This is a genomic window from uncultured Fibrobacter sp. (assembly GCF_947166265.1).
Taxonomy (GTDB): domain Bacteria; phylum Fibrobacterota; class Fibrobacteria; order Fibrobacterales; family Fibrobacteraceae; genus Fibrobacter.
The window spans coordinates 60,463-77,716 of record NZ_CAMVDO010000016.1; the positions used below are offsets into that span (position 1 = coordinate 60,463).

The window sequence follows — 17,254 nt, forward strand, 5'->3', positions numbered from 1 at the left end:
CAACCTGATTAAGGTCCCTGAGCCTGCCGAAGGGCCAAATCGTTGATGTGAACGAAGTCGAAGGATCTAGGAATAGAGTTTAGTCGGTAGAATTTAGAAGAATAATCTAAATTCTAACTTCTGAAAGATGAGATTTGCAGAATGTCAAAGAAACGTGTAGCAGTGGGTATGAGTGGCGGGGTAGACTCGTCGGTGGCGGCGCTTTTGCTCTTGGAGCAGGGTTATGACGTCTTTGGCGTGACGCTTTGCGTTTTGCCGCCCCTTTCTTTGGACTACGATCCGGAAGGCGACGAGAGCGTTATACGTGCCCGTGCCGTTGCCAAGCGACTTGGAATCGAACATTACGTGGCGGTTTGCGACGACGCCTTTACCGAAAGGGTGCTGAAACGTTGCCACGAGGATTTTGCAAATGCGCGGACGCCGAACCCGTGCTGCTACTGTAACCGGTACGTGAAATTCGGCTGGATGATGAACTTTGCCATGGAGCATGGCGCCGACTTCCTGTCGACGGGGCACTATGTGAATGTTAAGGAGGTCGGCGGCATCCGCAGACTTTTCCGCGGAAAGGACCACGCAAAGGACCAGAGCTACTTTCTGTTCGGTGTTCCCGATGAAGCCATGGCGCGCGTGATGACCCCGCTAGGGGGCATGGAAAAGCCCGAAGTGCGGGCTTTGGCTTCGAAACACGGTTTCGAAAACGCGAGCGCAAGCGACAGTCAGGACATCTGCTTTGATATTTACGGAAGCGACTACACGAATTACTTGCAGGATAAATTCGGCTGCATGACGCGCCCAGGAAACTTCGTGACCGCCGAGGGAAAAATCCTGAAAAGTCACGAAGGTTACCACCGTTACACGGTGGGGCAACGCAAGGGGCTTGGCGTTGCGCTGGGCGTCCCCGCCTTTGTGCAAAGCGTCGATCCTGCAACGGGGAATGTCCTGGTGACGGCCGACAAGTCGGCCGTCTCTGCTGCAGAAGTCCGCATCGAAAACTGCGTGTGGCACGGAATCAACCCGGTAACGGGGGCTGCATATTCTGCAGGCGATACCATTGAATGTGAAGGCATGGTCCGTTACCGCCAGCGTACGGTGAAATGTATCGTGAAAATTCTGGAAGGTGGCTCTGCGCTTGCGCAATTTGAACAGCCCCTATTTGCAGTGACTCCCGGCCAGTGCGCCGTCTTTTACGATGGCGACATGGTTCTCGGCGGCGGCTGGATCCGAAGATAAAAAAGAAAACCCGCTGAATGAATCAGCGGGCTCTCAGTGCGGATGAAAGGACTTGAACCTTCATGCCCTTGCAGGCACTAGAACCTGAATCTAGCGTGTCTACCAGTTCCACCACATCCGCGTGGGGTAAGCCAAATTTTGAAATTTTTTGCGATTTTGTCAAGGGTTATTTAGAAAAAAACTCTAAAATCCATTCGCTATGCTTACTTTTCCAGTAGTTCCAGTCATGTTCGCCTTGCGGATCGAACTTTAAGTCGCAAGAAGAGCCTATGTTTTGACAGAATTCCTGAATCCAGGGGACGGTCTTGTCGGAGGGGTAGAGCCGGTCGGAACCCCCTTGGATAAAGCGCCATTTCCCGTTTTTCAGTACGGGTTGTGCTGCAACCTGAGCGGCGGGTCCGAGGGATGCCCCGTAGGAACTGATGAGGATTCTGTTCAGGATTCTGCGCTTGCCCCACATGGAATAGGCGATTACGCCAAGGGACCCGTCTGAAATACCGACTAGCGAAACTTCGTCAATGTCTTTCTTGATGCGTTTGGCCAGGTTGTCGAGGGCTTCGTCGACGGATTGAATGGTAGTGGGTTCTACCCAGTGGTTCTGCTTGCAGGCCGATGCGCTGACTACGGTGTATTTCGGGAGCATCTTGGACATGTCGCTGCCGGCAACGAGCCCTTTCTGGCAGTTGTTGCTTGTCATGCCACCGTGAAACCAGACGACGGTTCCCGCTGTAGTCTTGTTGCCGGGAATGCGCCACACTCCGACCGGCATGTCGGGCGTCGAGGCGACCGGAAACATGATGGAGGCATTTTCGAGTCGCGGGAATTTCTTGGTGTACAAAGTGTCGGTCGGTGCCTGCGCAAAGGCAAACGCTGCACAGAAAAACAAGAAGTGAAAAAACATATCTGCTACCCTAAGTCCTCTTCCTAGATCCTTCGACTTCGGCCCTTCGGCAGGCTCAGGGACCTTACTCGGTTAGCGAGCCCGCGAAGCGTGAGCTTAAGCCTGTGCTGAGCACTGTCGAAGCAAACCATGCTCAGGATGACGCTCTCCTCTTTGGATCCCCTCCCTCCTCTATCGCTATGCTCCAGAGTCGGTCGAGGATGACATCTCCTAATCACTAGCCACGGTCTACTTCCTCTTTTTCACGACCCACAGGATGAAAAGCACTAGGGAGGCGAGTACCATGGCAAGCACGATGGCGCATCCGATAAATCCGTAGTACACCTGGTAATCCATGACAAGCGTGTCAAAGTCCATTTCACCGTCTGTCGAGGCGATGCTGTGGACGACGAAGTTCTTCTCGTCGATTCGGCTTGCCGAAATTTCGAGGGGAATGTCGCCTGCGTTTATCGCTGCGAAACTGAACCAGTCCGACATGTCGTCGAGCATTTCCTTGGAGGCGTAAAGGACAAACGTCGCCTGGTCGTCACCGTTTATCTGGAACGTAGTCTTGTCGAAAAAGGGAATGTTGCTTCCGCCGAAAATGCTTGGGATAGCCGCATGCGAAATCGTTCCGTAGAACAGATGCTCCTCTTGCAGGAGTCCCCTGATTGCCGGCATCATATACGAAATGAGCCATGTCGCAAGGAACATGAACAGCAGGGAAAAGTTCAACAGGGCAGGTTTTCTGGAGGTAAAGAAGCGCATGAGTTCCTTATTGCTTGGAGCGGAAAATAAAGAAGAAGGTGGAAAGCATCAGGACGAGAGTCAAGAAGTAGAAGGCCATCGGGATTTTGGACTTGAGCGACATTTCGTCGATACTTTGGCTCTGAAAAAATTGGATAAGGTCCTCGCTGTACATGATCGCCATCTCATTGTTGAAACGGTTCCAGGCGAGCGCCTGTTCTTCGTTTTCTTGCATAAGCGAGAACAGGGAATTCTTGAATGTTTCGGGGAGGGCGCCTACGATGCTGTCGCCGAGACTTGCTGCACCAATCAGATAGCCGGCACGTGCCGAGTCGAGAATTTCGTGAATGGAAATTTGAATGTTTGTAGGGAGGTTCGTTGTCTGGTGCTTGAGAACTTGTAACTTTTCCTGCCACTGTTTTCGGCTTTCCGTATAGCGGCGCATGCTTGAAACCTTGGCGAGGACTTCGCGTTCGAACCGTTCGACGGCGGAATGCGGCGGGGCCTTGATGCCTATATGGTTGATTTCGTCCATTTCTCGAGAAAAGGCGACGGCGGTTTCTCGGAGGGTCATGGTCTGCGCCTGTATAAAGACGGTATCTACCCCGAAGCCGATGCGTACGCGTTCCATGCCGCGCATGGCGTACGATTCCTGCAGCTGGTAGTCCGACAGCGTCTTGATGTAGCGGGAGTACATGAAAATTTGCGGTTTCTGCGAAAAGTAGAAGAGAACGGTAAGTCCGACTGCAACCGCTAAAACGACCCACGCCCAGGGGGAGCGGATTCTTGCGTTAAAGGTATCGGCAATCGATTTGTTCTTTAACTCTGCCACAACTAGAAATTACCTTTTTTCTACTTTACTGGGTATGCGGACGATTCGTTTTTTACCCTTTTTTGGCCTTGTTGTGGCATTTTTGATGTCTGTTCTTGGCTGTACCGTGGAACGCGCCCAAGAAACGGTGCTTGCTGAGCATGCGAACGGGGCGAAAAAGACCTCGATCTGGGTGTATCCCGACGGTGAAATCCTGAAAAGGAACGAATGGTACACGGACGGAATCAAGGAACTGGAAATTCCCTACAAGGACGGCGTGCCGCACGGGGATTTTAAGCGTTGGACGGGCTTTGGCGACGTGGCTCTGCTCGGGCACTACAAGAAGGGGCTCAGGGACGGAAAGTGGACTTCGCTCTATAGTGACAAGAAGGTGGAAGCGTACCGCTATTACGAAAACGATCATCCGGTGGGTGACTGGGAAGGCTGGCACTTTAACCGTGCAAGGGCATTCGAGGAGCATTACGATGACGATGGATTTGCGATAGGCATCTGGAAAAAGTGGTACGATAACGGGGCTTTGCAACAAGAAGGAAATTGCCACGCCAAGTGGGAACCCAAGCGAGAGATTGTTTCTGCTTCGGGGCGTGAGGCGGCCAAAGGCGCTACGGAAGGTGACGCAGCGCTCGATTCGAGCTACTTGAGGCGTTATACGAAGGACTGCCTTTTGCTAGAAGAATTCACCTGCCAAAAGGGACGGCTTGAGGGGCCGTTCTCGCTGTATTACGAAAGCTACGGTGAAACGGTGGATTCGGCGAATTGCGGTACCGGGCGCATTCGTGTGCAGGGGGTGCTCGGCAGGGGCGCTTCTGGTAAGGATAGTGCGCTGATTGGAACGGTGACCTACTTTAGGGCCGACGGCACCCGCATGAAACAGGAACACTGGAACAAGGACGGTAAGCGGGATTCCGTATGGCGCTGGTTCGATGAACAGGGAATCGTTGTGCGCGAAGTGGACTTGAATGTCGACAGGGTGATTTATGGCGCCTGCGAAGGAGACTTGTCCAAGTTCTGTGCGGAAACTTCGTATGTGGGAGAAATTGGCGGAATTCTTGACAGTAGCAATCTGGCGCAGAGCGTGAATTTTGAACATAGCGTAGGAAAGTTCCCGGCAACGATTCGCTATTTTAAGCCGGGGCGGCTGTTACTTTACGAGGAATATTGGAAGGACGGACAGATTGCGGAAAGCCGCAGCTTTTTTCCGGACAGTATGGGAGGACGCCTTGCAAGTGAAACTTTCTGGAAAGACGGTAAGCGCAACGGAATCATGCGTAACTGGTATAGGAGCGGGGTTCTCCGTGACAGTCTCACCTTCGTGAATGGGGAGCGCGTGGGCGAACAGTTCAGCTTTGATAGCACCGGCAAGCTTACGATACATAAAACAGAGGCAGGCAAGAACCGACCCGTGATTATGCATTTGCTCGGCGAACAAGCTCCCTAACCTGTAATAAGGTCCCTGAGTGGTATACTGAGCTTGTCGAAGTGCCTGCCGAAGGGCTATCGGTACATGTAGCTTGTTCCGTTGGGGAACTTGAGTTCCTGCATTCCTGCCGTATTCACCTGACTGACAGATTGCACTTCGCCACCGTAGAAAATGTACTTGCCCTGGTATGTCGGCTTGAATGCCGCCTTGTCGGAGCCGTAGTAACTACTGTTGTTGAATGTCTGGGAGGCACAGCCGGGAGTATCTGTCGAGAAGTCGCCGAATGCAAGAAGTACGCCACCGGTAATGGAGAATCCGTCATCGGTATCGATAAGGCCTCCTGCAAAGTTATAGCCGCCGCAGTTTCCACCCTGCTGTCCGCCAGGGCCCCAGCCCATGCCCATGCCCATACCCATTCCCATGCCCATGCCGCCCTGGTTTTCGTAGCTCTGGCCAGTGATTTCGAGAATCAGTACGCCGTCGGTCATCGTTGCGGTGCCGTTTGCGTCTAGCACATCGATCATGTCGCCTTTGGCGCTGATGTAGTGATAGCCTCCGCTAATGGTGATATAGCCGCTACTTTCGCTGAACATGGACATAGCGCTATTGTTGTTCTTGGGGCCACCGCCACCGTTCCAACCGTCGTTAGAGGCGAATACGGAGGTCACGCCCCCTTCGGCGAAAATCTTGTAGGCTTCGAAGCCTTCGAAGGCCGTGACGACGTTGATGGTGGAACCTCTCAGGTACAGGGCGGAATCCGCATGAATTCCTTTTTTCTTTGTAGAGATGGTGACGTCGCCGCCGTTCATATAGACTTGCCAGTTGGTGCGCAGGGCGGAAGAATCCGATTTTACGTCGATGGTGCCGCCGTTGACGTAGAGGAACTTTTCGGCAGAGATACCCTTGTTGGGCGATTCGATCTTGATGGTCGAGGGCTCGGTGGAATCGCTGATGTCAATGTAGTTTGCCGCCTTGATGCCGCTCTTGTGCCCCTTGATGGTAAGGTTGCCACCTGAAATTTTCACGAAGCCCTTGTTTGCCACGGTGTCCTTGAAACTTCCGTCGGGATTTTCTTCGCATTCGTCGCTCTTGAGGCCGTTGCCATTGCTTGCGGTGATGTTCAGCGTACCGCCCGAAATGTGGAGGCTGCCCTTGCCCCTGATGCCGTCATCGGCTGCAACCACGGTGATGTCGCCGTTCTTGATTTTAAGGTCGTTGCTGGACTGGATGCCGTTCTTGAACTTGCCATTCACGGTCAGCTTGCCTGCGCCCTTGATGTTCAAGTCGTCCCTGGAGTAGATGGCCGCTTTCGCGGTATCCTGCGAACCGTTGACCTTGGTGAACACGTGATTGCCGTAGCCGTCTTCAACGACGTTGGTGGTGCCCTTGACGAGGTGGAGAACCGCCTTGTCGGCGTTTTTCACGAGGATAGGGGCGTTGGAACTTTTCAGGGTCGCGTTGTAGAGGTAGATACCGGTGTTGCCTTCGTTGTCGGCACCTGGAGTATTCACGACCACCTGGAAGTCGGAGGATTCGCCCGTTACATAGTAGGCGCCCGGGCAAGTAATTGTGGCGACTTTGTCTGCAACCTCGATGCAACCGTTGTTGTTTTCGACGGAGGCCGATGTCCCTGCGAGTTTCAAAAGGATCTGCGAACCGTCTAGGGTTCTGGAATCTTCGTTGTCGTTTTCGTCGTCGCCGGAATCGTTGCCCGGATTCTGGTTGGGAGGATTGTCGTCGCCAGGTACAGCGCTACTGGAACTGTAAAATTCATTGCCCCCTAGTTCGCCACCGGGAATCCCGTTGCTCGAGCTGGAAAGTACGGAGTCGGGAGTTGGGTTACCGGGGTTTTCGTTGCCCGGATTCTGATTGCCCGGATTTTCATTGCCGGGATTGTCTGTTCCTGGAATGTCGTTGCCTGTAGGATTTTCCATAGAAATGGGTTCTTCGTTATTGGATACTGCATTAGAACCGTTGTCGTCTGAACAGGCCATGAGGCCCAGGGCGACCGATGCCGCAATCACTGGCAACTTCATCAATTTCATTGTACACTCCTTTTTCTTGCAATATAGACCAAATCCCAGGTGTAGGCTATGTTTCAATAATAGTTTCCGTTGCTGTAATAAACAATAAAGGTAAATTTCTTTTTGTGTAAGAGGCGTGTAAACGAAAGTGTCATTTCGCACTTGGTGCGGAATCTCCTGTTTAATTTGAAAAAAATTATATTTCGGTTTGAAGTATTTTTGGGAGAAATGAAGGTTGATATGAAAAGATTTCTTACCGCATTCTGTATGGTTGTGCTTCTTGTGGCGTGTGGAGACGAAGGATCTTCGACGGAAAGCTCGCAAGAAAAGCAAGAAAATGAACCGGTTGCTTTTGAGTATGGTACATTGACGGACTCCCGCGACGGCAATCAGTATAGGACGATTCGAATAGGTTCCCAGAACTGGATGGCCGAGAACCTGAGATATGCGTATGTGGATAATGATAAGGTTTCTTGTAAAAATGGACTGAAATCGAATTGTGATTCGTTGGGCCGCTATTATACATGGGCTGAGGCTATGGATTCTATAAATTCGGGCTGTGGCACGGATTATTCTTGGTTTTGCACACAAGGAAAATATGCCTTGCCTAAGCACTTTCGAGGGATATGTCCCGAAGGTTGGCGCTTGCCGACAGAAGAAGATTGGAATACTTTAATTGACTATGCCGGAGGTGTTGATTCGGCTGGTTTAAAATTGTCTACGAATAAATTACGTGACGGGTGGGATTCCTTTGGCTTTAATGCATTACCGACGGGAATATATTTTTGGTATGAGGTAGATTCGCTGTGTTACTATGGAAAAATGACCTATTTTTGGACTTCTTCTGAAAATGTGCTTGGCGGCGCCACAAGTATCTTGATGGGTGCGGGAGATTATTTTAATGCCTCTGGTTCTGGAGAACTTTATTGGATCCCGACCGAAACCACTTTGAGAGGTTCTCATAAAGCGGACCGTATGATGGTTCGTTGCATTGAAGACGAAAGTTTGAGTGTGTCGGAAAAGTCTTACAAGACGGAATACAATGATTCTGTTTTAGTGGATAAGCGCGATGGTCATGTATACAAAGTGGTCTCTATCGGCAACGAAGTTTGGATGGCTGAAAATCTGAATTATGAATATAATGATAATGTGCAAAGCGTATGCTATAAGGAAGATTCAGTCGATTGCCAAAAGTATGGACGACTTTATACCTGGGCCGGGGCCATGGGACTAGATGAAACGAAATACGGCGTATCTGGGTCGGCAGGTTTTTTGCCGTATCCGCATCAGGGGGTTTGTCCTGAAGGTTGGCATGTTCCCTCGGTGGATGAATTTTTAAGGTTGATAGAGGCTGTGGGTGGATTTTCTACTGAGGGCAAGAGTTCGTATGTGGATGGTAAACTTCTAAAAAATGGAGAAGCCTTAATGTCTACGTATGGTTGGAACTATGATAGGAATGGTTCGGATAAAGTGAGTTTTTCTGCTCTTCCTGCAGGAATAACAAGTTTTTATGTTCTTGAAACTATCAAAAGTGTTGGAATCGATCGTGTTTATGGACATGAGGCTAGTTTTTGGAGCGATACTGAGAAACTTTTGGAAGAAAAACCGGTGATGCACTCGTATGCGTATTACTTGTTGTTGTCTCCAGGGTCAATACCTACGAAGCACCGTTTTGATACGGGGCCTAAAGGGGATTTGATGTCTGTCCGCTGCGTAAAGGACTAAGTATGCGACGCAAAGACCGAGAAATTTTAGGCGACGAAAATATCGCGAAGATTATTGAACAGTGTACGACCTGCCACGTCGCGATGGTGGACGATGCTGGTGTGCCCTACGTGATTCCGCTGTCGTTCGGGTATAGCCTGAAAGACGGCATTCTGGAATTGTATTTTCATTGTGCGCGCGTTGGCAAGAAACTAGACTGCATCTGCAAAAATCCCAATGTCGCATTCAGCATGTGCGTCGAGAACCGCATCGAAATTCACGAAGATGTTTATTGCAAGAGCGGGCGCTTTTACGCAAGCGTTGTCGGGCAGGGCAAGGCCGAAATTGTCGAGGATAGCGCCGAGAAATGCCGCGGGCTTTCGCTCCTGATGGAACGGCAAGCCGCAGGAGCTTTGCAATCTGCTAGTTCCACGCAGCAAATGCACGCGGCCCCGCACAAGTTCGAATTCACGCCCGCGCAGGCCGCCGCCGTGACTGTGCTCAAGATTACGAGCACGAACTTTACCGGTAAAGCGAAGTCGGAGAAATAGATATATGGCAAGTGAACTTGAATTCGGGTTACAGACTCGCGAGGAACTCGACGAGGCGGGAGCAATTATGGCCAGGGCGTACGAGAATTACGACTACGTTACGCTCTATTTTCCTGATATGGAAAAAAGCCGAAAGGGGCTGCTGATTTTTATGCGCAGTGTCCTTAAGGCGCTCTATGGAAAGGCGGATTTGTTGGCGGCGCATCGAGACGGCAAGCTGGTTGCCCGTGCAACATTGGAGGCTCCCGGCTTCAAGAAACCTTCTGCGTTCCAATACATTATACACGGTTTCTGGCGCGTGTACCTCAATACGAAATGGAGCGATATCAACGGATTCATAGCCATGGACGAAAATGCCAGCAAAACCTGCCACGATTTTCAGAAATCAGGGCCGGACATTTGGTATCTCAGCATGCTCGAAGTGGATCCGTCTGCGCAGGGGCAGGGAGTCGGCTCGCAGTTTTTAACTTATATGGAAGAGTACGTGCGGGAGCGTGGCGGCAAGCAGTTGGCCCTATTTACGAATTCTCGGGAAAATCTCGCTTTTTACAGCAAGCGTGGTTACGAGGTTTTCCACGAATGCGAAATTGAGCACAGCGATCGGAAAATTGGTAGCTGGAGCATGAAAAAAAATCTGTAATGTAAGCGCTCGTGCTGTCTAACCTTGCTTGTCATTCCTGCGAAGGCGGGCGGACAGCACTTAGAGCAGTGCTCTTTAGTGCGCATGGCCACCAAGGTGGTGGGGAGCTGCTTTATACGCAAATTTTGCGTAATTTTTGCCTTAGTACGGTTTTTTAGGGCAAAAAGAGACTTAAAAACGAAAAAAATCAGCGAAATTTCAAAAAACACTTGACATTGTTTTTTTTTGTTTACATTTGAGACGAGAAAAATAAATGGAGCAGAAATGGCGGATAAAACCTTTCGTGTAATCACTAAAGAAGAATATAGGCAAATTTTTTGTCATATTCGTAGAACATCCCAAAATTGCACAGAAAAAAAAGGGTGTTATTTGTCGTTATGGAATCACATAATTCAAGAAAAAAACTCTGCAGATTGTGACTTGTCCCCATTGAAGGTTGCTCTGGATATTCGCAAATTCGAAATAGAATTATACTGGAAACGAACCACTTTCTTTTGGGCTTTTTTGGTAGCAATTTATACTGCTTACTTTTACATTTGCAAAAATTGCGGGGATAACTCAGCCTATCTAATTTTATTATCGTTTTTAGCATCATGTTTTTCCTTTTTGTGGTACCTTTCCAATAGAGGTTCTAAGTTTTGGCAAGAAAACTGGGAAGCACATGTTTCCGCTTTAGAGGATAATGAAATCGGCCCCCTTTTTAAAGTTATTAAGAGAAACAATAATAAGTTTAGGAACATTCTCAGCGCATATGACTATTCTGTTTCTAAGGCAAACATTATTGCAAGTGTTTTAATTTGTTTGTCTTCAGTTGGGTTATGTTTCTACAATGTACTTTTTATTTGTAATAAGCCTGCACTTGACAATTTGCAAAATGTATTTAACGGTATTTTTGGAATGATTGTCCTAATAATAGCGTTTATTGCATTTCTAATTGTCATTGAAATTTTTTCAAGAGGTTTTGCAAGCAAACCTAACCTAGAAAACACGGACGATTCAGGTTTTGTTATGGGTTCCGATTCATACAAGAATTTTAAGGAGAGTAAATAATGAAGCATGCGATTCTTTCCATCATTAGTCTCTTATTCCTTGCAACAAATCTTTTCGCAGCAGCTTGGACTGGGGCCACATCCGAACCGGAGAACATGAAAAAGATAGACGGGAAACCGTTCTACGTAATTACCAATGCAGATGAATTGGCGTGGTTTGCCGCCAAAGTGAATGCTGGAGAAACGGCGATTAATGCTGTTTTTGCGAATGATATTGTATTTGGTAAGGACACCTCCTCATTCTCTAGTGTAGCATGGACAACAATAAATGCCTTTGACGGAATTCTTGATGGAAATGAGTACACTATATATGGGATTTTTTTAGATCGAAACCACTTTATAAACAAACTTAAAGATAACGGATATATAAAAAATATAAAAATAAAAAATTTCAAACTTCAATACATTACTTATACAGATGGTTGCCATGGTGTTGGGTTTGTATCAGAAAATTACGGTACTATTTCAAGAGCCGTTAATTACAACAACAATATTGCAATTTTTTCAGGAGGCATCGCTAATATAAACTACGGAAAAATAAGTTACTCAGTAAATTATGGAAAAATTCTTGCAGGTGATGCCGGAGATCTAAATGATCCGATAGCCGCTGGGGGAATTTCTGCAATAAACAAAGGTTTAATTGAATTCTGTATAAATTACGGTTCCGTCCAACTAGAAACTAGAAATTATCCTAAAGCTCCTACAGGAGGATTAGTGGCTGTTAATGAGGAAAACGGAACGGTCATAAAAAGCAAAAACTATTCAGATAATGTATTAATCAATCAAAATAAAGGGAAATTATTATACAACATTCAAAATAGCGAAGCAAACATAATTGAATCTAATTCTGGAACAGTAAAAACCTATCATCCAATCAAACATTACTATTACATTAACAATACTAAAATAGAATCTACTGCTGAAAAAATGCAGACAAATCAATTTGCCTGGGTTTTAAACACAGAAAATGGTACAGAAGAAAATATTGGTATATGGTCACGCGGGTCTGATGGTTATCCAACTTGGGCAAATGATGATTCCCTAGCTATTTTTAAAGTTGCATTTAACGATGATGGTATAATCACTAATCGCTACACGAATTACAAGGGTCTTGTAACTTTCCCTGAAGACCCGGAACCTGCCGAAGGCTATATCTTTAGCGGATGGTATAATGCTGATGAAATTAAGGTTAAGCCAACTACGGTGTTTACTGCTGATCAAACTGTAAAGGCCGTTTATACCGATGCTAGCGATGTATTTTGGACGATTAGCTTCTATAACGCAGCACCAGCCGATACATTGCTGGAATCCAAGTCCTATCAGCATGGTAGCATTGTGACTTATGGTGGTGTCGCTCCGACACTTGCTTCCACGGCGCAGTATACTTATACCTTCAAGGGCTGGGATGTTGAGCCCACAAATGCTGTCGAAGATTTTAATTACCACGCAATCTATGATTCCACCATCCGCTCGTACACAATCACGTTCAACAATTCCGATGGTTCGAAGATTGAAAGCGCTTCCTTCGAATACGGCAAGATGCCGAACTGCACCAAAACTCCGACTCGTGAAGCTACTGTCGAATGGAAATATTCGCATAAGGGCTGGAAACCGGCTCTCGATTTCGTGACCGAAGACGCAAGCTATTTGGCAATTTATGATTCCGTCAAAGTTAAATACAAGGTAACATTCATGAACGGAACCTCTGTTATCGACACGCAGTCTGTTGCGTATGGCGAAGCCGCCGTTGCCCCGACCAACGTGAATCGCGAAGGTTACAAGTTTGTGGGTTGGAATAATTCTTTTGCGAAGGTGACCGAGGCTTTGACGGTCAAGGCCTTGTTTGAAGAATTGATTATCCGCACGGTTAGTGTCGTAAACGGTGATAAGATTGAAAATGTGAAGATTGAAGATGGCGAAAAGTACACGCTGCCTGAAGCGCCGAAAAAAGAAGGCTATACCTTTGATGCCTACTATAACGGTGACCAAAAGCTAGGTGTTGCTGGCGATGAAATCTCTGTGACTGCGAACATTACTATTACGGCGAAGTACATAGAGAATCCCAAGAGCAGCTCGAGTCAACGCGAGATTGCTTCCACTTCGTCAAGCTCGTGGCAGGCTCTGTCTTCGACTTCTCGCAATGATGAAGTGTCCTCAAACTCTCGCAGCGACAAATCGAGTTCTTCTAGCGCTGCAAAGAGTTCGTCGAGCTCGAAGAAAAAGTCTTCTTCGAGTACGAAAACGGATGCGATTGTCGCAACTGCGATTCCTCAGTTCTCGGTGATGGTGAATGGTCGTAGCTTGCAGATTTCGGCAGCTCGCATCGGAGCGACATACGCCCTTTTCGATATGCAGGGAAAGGTTCTGTTGCAGGGGCGTGTGCAGTCTGCAAATTTTGAAATCCCTGTTGCATGCTCGGGCAATTACCTGATTCGTGTTGGAAATAATGTCCAGCGGATAGCTGTCAAGTAGAAATCAATAAAAATTCAAGAAATGAAGCCGGCCTTCTTTGAGGGGTCGGCTTTTTCATATTGTAAAAAATGCTTGTTTTTGCAAACAGTAGTTTGCAAAATGATTGCATAAACACATCCATCCCTTGCTTTTAAAATAGGTCGAATCTATATTGCGGATAATCCCTGTTTGTGGGTATTGACTTTCGAATTTAAAAAGCCTATATTGTAGAAAGAAAATTCAACAACTGAGGCATAATTATGGAAAATGAAGCTTAGTCATGAAAGAAATTTTTAGAAATTCCTTTGGAATTGTTGCTGGACTTGCCTCTATTATGGGGGTAGGTCTTATTTTTATCCGTTCAAACTATGCAATTGCGGTTGTATGCGGATTTTATTGTATAGTCATAACGTTTCTTGCGGTTGCTGTATATAGGGCTGTGCAAAAGTCGCTTGTCTTTAGGAATGGTGGAAAATACCGAAGATTGGCTTCGTTCTGCACGTTTATATGTGATGATGGAAAAATAGCTAGGTTTGAAGTTGCTCGTCTTATTCAGGCAAAGGTTCCGTTTTTAGATAAAATTGAACACAAGTTCAAATGGTGTGGAAAAACTGAACCGAAAGTTTTTGTAGATGGCTCTCTGATTTCTGATGGTGATTATGTAAGTGGATTAAATGGTTCTTATGATACGGTTGTTATTAAACTCGATCGTACGTTGTCGTTTAATGAATGTACATCTGTTCGAGTTGCGTTTGAAAGTTCGTTGTCTGATTCTAAACCTCTAATTTGTTACAAAGTTGAGGAACCTGCCGAAATGTTGCAATTCAAGGTTCTGCTTGGGTATGTGAATGAGAAAATGACTCCGGCCGTTCTTTCCAGAAGAAAAATTTCTTCTGAAATTAACCCGGTAGAAGAAATTGTCCAAAGTGTGGATTTTGATTTGGCTCACCGTTCTTATTCGTATATTTTGGACAAGCCTGAAATAGGATATTACTACATTCTTTCGTGGGAATATGGTCGTTTTTAATTCCGATTTGTGAACTCCGCACCCCATTTTTTCTACATTTGTTACCACTATGAGTGAAGCTATTAACAATGTGAAGCAGGCGTTTGACGCAGAACTTGCGCAAACCGACCTTACGAACCAAGAAGCCGTTAACAACCTCCGCGTGAAGTACCTGGGCAAGAAGGGTGCCGTGACCGACCTCATGAAGCAGATGGGCACGCTCAGCGCCGAGGAACGTCCGGCTTACGGCAAGCTCGTGAACGAACTTAAGGTCGCCGTCTCCGAGGCAATCGACAAGGCTATCGAGACCGCGAACCAGGCTGCCCTCCAGAAGAAGCTGGAAAGCGGCTTTGTTGATACCACGCTCCCGGGTGCAGGCATTCCGGCGGGCAGCACGCATCCGCTTTACGACGTGCGTGAAGAAATTATCGACTTCTTTAGCCAGATGGGTTTCGAAGTGGACTTCGGTCGCGACATCGAGACGGACTGGTACAACTTCGAGGCGCTCAATACGCCTCCTGACCACCCGAGCCGCGACATGCAGGACACGTTCTACGTGGACGACAAGGTGATGTTGCGTACGCATACTTCCGGCACGCAGATCCACTACATGGAAACGCACAAGCCGCCGTTCCGCATGATTGCTCCGGGCCACGTGTTCCGCGTCGACAACGATGCGACCCACGCCCCGATGTTCCAGCAGTGCGAAGGCCTCGTGGTGGACGAAAACATCAGCTTCGCCGACCTCAAGGGCGTGCTCCAGGTGTTCATGAACAAACTGTTCGGCGAAGGCGTCAAGACGCGTTTCCGCCCGAGCTTCTTCCCGTTCACGGAGCCCAGCGCCGAAATGGACGTGAGCTGCGTGTTCTGCGGTGGCAAGGGCTGCCGTCGCTGCAAGGGAACCGGCTGGATGGAAATCGGCGGTTGCGGTTCTGTGGACCCGAACGTGTTCAAGAACTGCGGCATCGATTCCGAGAAGTACACGGGCTTTGCCTTCGGCTTCGGTCTCGACCGTATCGCGATGCTCCGCCACGCTATCCCGGAAATCGGTTTGCTGACAAGCAACGACCAGAGGTTCTTGAGCCAGTTCTAGTCTAGACGAAAGGACGCCGCTTCGCGGCTACAGACGAGAGATATAAAAAACGGACCGCGAGGCCCGTTTTTCGTTACCTGTATTTTTCTTCGGGGTGCGCTTCGTAGTACGCGTTCTTGTCTGCGTACATGCGTTCGTCGGCGGTGTGCATTGCCTTGCGGATGTCCTTTCCGCCGTGGCATGCCCCGATTGAAAAATGGATGTCCTTTGCCTTGGCGACTTCGTGGACTTGCTGAATGCGCTTTTCCACCTCGTCTTCCGCGATTTCCGGAATCATCACCATGAATTCGTCGCCGCCGGCGCGGTAAACGTCGCCGTCCCGGAAAACCTTTTGCAAAATCTTTGCCGCCGTGCAGAGCATCTTGTCGCCTGCGCTGTGGCCCTTCTCGTCGTTTTCTCGCTTGAGCCCGTTCAGGTCGACAAAGAGAACGGCGGCCGGCATGGGCTTGTTGCCTTCGACAACCTGGTCCACGTGGATGTTCATCACGTTGCGGTTCTTGATGCCGGTGAGCGAGTCAATGGAACTCATAACTTCAAGTTTTTTCAGCAACAGGTGGTTCGCGATTTCGGAGGCGAGGAAATACGTCGTCAGCTCAAGGGTCTTCTTGATCTTGATGGTGTTTTCGGCGTTGAAGTTGATGACCCACATGTAGCCGAGAACCTTGTTGTCGAATCGGAGCGGGAAGAGTACGACTGTTTTGGCCATGGCGCCTTTGAGTGATTCCGCCCAGACGGGGTTCTGCTTATGCAGCTCGTCCATGTCGTGCTGGTCCTTGATGATAATGCAGGTGCTTCCGCCCAAGGTCGAGGCCCAGGTCTCCGTAATCGTGTAGAAACCTTCCATATAATTGGACATGGGGAGCAACTTTGTGCCTTTTTTGAGGGCGTCTCCTAGAATGTCACAGGAGCGTGTTTCCGAATCGGTCAGCAAGATGCAGCAATGTTCAGAATCGCAAAGACTGCGGATATCTTCGATGACTTCCTGGAAGGTCTTCTTGATGTCGTTTGAACTGCGGAGCTTGACGCAGGCTTTCAACACCTCGGAGGCTACGTCCCCGGATAGATCGACCATGGCTGCGGAGTCCACCTTGGGAGAGACGTCGTAAACGTAAATGCAGTAGCCGGTGTTCGGCTTGTCCGATTCGATTGGAATCAGGAACATGTTCAGCCAGAGGCCCATGGTGTAAAGTTCCACGTATGCGTGCAGAGGCTTTTTGCTGCGGGAGCAACGGAAACAGTAATCTTCGAAATTTCGATTCTTGGGGAAGTAGTCTTCGCACGGAGAATTGGGCACAAACGGGTGGCCTATGGCCGCCATGTCGTCGCAGTGCGCCTTGTTGCCGGCGAGAAGACGAATATTCCCATACGTGTCGTCCTCGTAGAAATCGATGGAGACGATACAGGCCTTGGTCTCGTACAAAGACAGCAACGAATCAAAATTCATATTTATTTCCTTCTTGAGTTAAAATATATACCAATTTGATATATAAAATCAGGCTATAACAAAAAAACACCCCCTGTGGGGGTGTTTTTTATAGTCCAAGTTGGATTATTTTACTTGATTCTGAGGCGTGCGTATTCGTACAGGCCGAGCGAGAGTGCCACCGAGGCGTTGTAGGAATGGGCC

At 48.3% G+C, this 17,254-nt stretch carries 14 protein-coding genes and 1 tRNA gene; 9 read left to right on the forward strand and 6 right to left on the reverse strand.

Annotated elements, in window-relative coordinates:
• The first annotated feature begins 132 nt into the window (after positions 1 to 132).
• Positions 133 to 1,230 (forward strand): tRNA 2-thiouridine(34) synthase MnmA, encoded by a 1,098-nt coding sequence (gene mnmA, locus Q0W37_RS09565; RefSeq protein ID WP_297700975.1) that lies wholly within the window; start codon positions 133 to 135, stop codon positions 1,228 to 1,230.
• Positions 1,231 to 1,267: 37 nt separating this feature from the next.
• Here mnmA and Q0W37_RS09570 read toward each other — a convergent pair.
• The 4 genes from Q0W37_RS09570 to Q0W37_RS09585 all read right to left on the reverse strand — a co-directional run bounded on the left by Q0W37_RS09570 (position 1,268) and on the right by Q0W37_RS09585 (position 3,689).
• Positions 1,268 to 1,351: transfer RNA gene (locus tag Q0W37_RS09570), tRNA-Leu, on the reverse strand.
• 45 nt (positions 1,352 to 1,396) lie between these two features.
• Positions 1,397 to 2,131: a hypothetical protein gene (locus Q0W37_RS09575; RefSeq protein WP_297700950.1), complete on the reverse strand. Its 735-nt coding sequence runs from the start codon at positions 2,129 to 2,131 to the stop codon at positions 1,397 to 1,399.
• A gap of 228 nt (positions 2,132 to 2,359) precedes the next feature.
• Positions 2,360 to 2,878, reverse strand: coding sequence for a hypothetical protein (locus tag Q0W37_RS09580; protein ID WP_297700952.1), 519 nt, complete (start codon positions 2,876 to 2,878; stop codon positions 2,360 to 2,362).
• A gap of 7 nt (positions 2,879 to 2,885) precedes the next feature.
• Positions 2,886 to 3,689, reverse strand: a complete 804-nt coding sequence (locus tag Q0W37_RS09585) for a hypothetical protein (RefSeq protein ID WP_297700954.1) — start codon at positions 3,687 to 3,689, stop codon at positions 2,886 to 2,888.
• Positions 3,690 to 3,774: 85 nt separating this feature from the next.
• On the opposite strand from Q0W37_RS09585, the gene Q0W37_RS09590 reads away from it, so the two are divergent.
• Positions 3,775 to 5,127, forward strand: a complete 1,353-nt coding sequence (locus tag Q0W37_RS09590) for a hypothetical protein (RefSeq protein ID WP_297700956.1) — start codon at positions 3,775 to 3,777, stop codon at positions 5,125 to 5,127.
• A gap of 56 nt (positions 5,128 to 5,183) precedes the next feature.
• Here Q0W37_RS09590 and Q0W37_RS09595 read toward each other — a convergent pair whose 3' ends face one another.
• Positions 5,184 to 7,154: a carbohydrate-binding domain-containing protein gene (locus Q0W37_RS09595; protein ID WP_297700959.1), complete on the reverse strand. Its 1,971-nt coding sequence runs from the start codon at positions 7,152 to 7,154 to the stop codon at positions 5,184 to 5,186.
• 219 nt (positions 7,155 to 7,373) lie between these two features.
• Here Q0W37_RS09595 and Q0W37_RS09600 point away from each other — a divergent pair, with 219 nt between their 5' ends.
• From Q0W37_RS09600 to pheS, 7 genes are all read left to right on the forward strand, one after another.
• Positions 7,374 to 8,858, forward strand: a complete 1,485-nt coding sequence (locus Q0W37_RS09600; protein WP_297700960.1) for an FISUMP domain-containing protein — start codon at positions 7,374 to 7,376, stop codon at positions 8,856 to 8,858.
• A gap of 2 nt (positions 8,859 to 8,860) precedes the next feature.
• Positions 8,861 to 9,388 (forward strand): pyridoxamine 5'-phosphate oxidase family protein, encoded by a 528-nt coding sequence (locus Q0W37_RS09605; protein WP_297700962.1) that lies wholly within the window; start codon positions 8,861 to 8,863, stop codon positions 9,386 to 9,388.
• A 4-nt stretch (positions 9,389 to 9,392) separates the two neighbouring features.
• Positions 9,393 to 10,028, forward strand: coding sequence for an N-acetyltransferase (locus Q0W37_RS09610; protein WP_297700964.1), 636 nt, complete (start codon positions 9,393 to 9,395; stop codon positions 10,026 to 10,028).
• A gap of 264 nt (positions 10,029 to 10,292) precedes the next feature.
• Entirely contained in the window at positions 10,293 to 11,078 is a 786-nt protein-coding gene (locus Q0W37_RS09615; RefSeq protein WP_297700966.1) for a hypothetical protein, read from the forward strand.
• Positions 11,078 to 13,549, forward strand: a complete 2,472-nt coding sequence (locus tag Q0W37_RS09620; protein WP_297700969.1) for an InlB B-repeat-containing protein — start codon at positions 11,078 to 11,080, stop codon at positions 13,547 to 13,549. The genes Q0W37_RS09615 and Q0W37_RS09620 overlap by 1 nt, the downstream gene beginning before the upstream one ends.
• 259 nt (positions 13,550 to 13,808) lie before the next feature.
• Positions 13,809 to 14,555 (forward strand): hypothetical protein, encoded by a 747-nt coding sequence (locus Q0W37_RS09625; RefSeq protein ID WP_297700971.1) that lies wholly within the window; start codon positions 13,809 to 13,811, stop codon positions 14,553 to 14,555.
• A 49-nt stretch (positions 14,556 to 14,604) separates the two neighbouring features.
• The gene (gene pheS / locus Q0W37_RS09630; protein WP_088628650.1) at positions 14,605 to 15,627 is read left to right on the forward strand and encodes a phenylalanine--tRNA ligase subunit alpha; all 1,023 of its coding nucleotides are present in this window, start codon (positions 14,605 to 14,607) and stop codon (positions 15,625 to 15,627) included.
• Between the two features lie 73 nt (positions 15,628 to 15,700).
• On the opposite strand, the gene Q0W37_RS09635 is transcribed toward pheS, so the two are convergent.
• Positions 15,701 to 17,071: a sensor domain-containing diguanylate cyclase gene (locus Q0W37_RS09635; RefSeq protein ID WP_297700973.1), complete on the reverse strand. Its 1,371-nt coding sequence runs from the start codon at positions 17,069 to 17,071 to the stop codon at positions 15,701 to 15,703.
• Between the last annotated feature and the right edge of the window lie 183 nt (positions 17,072 to 17,254).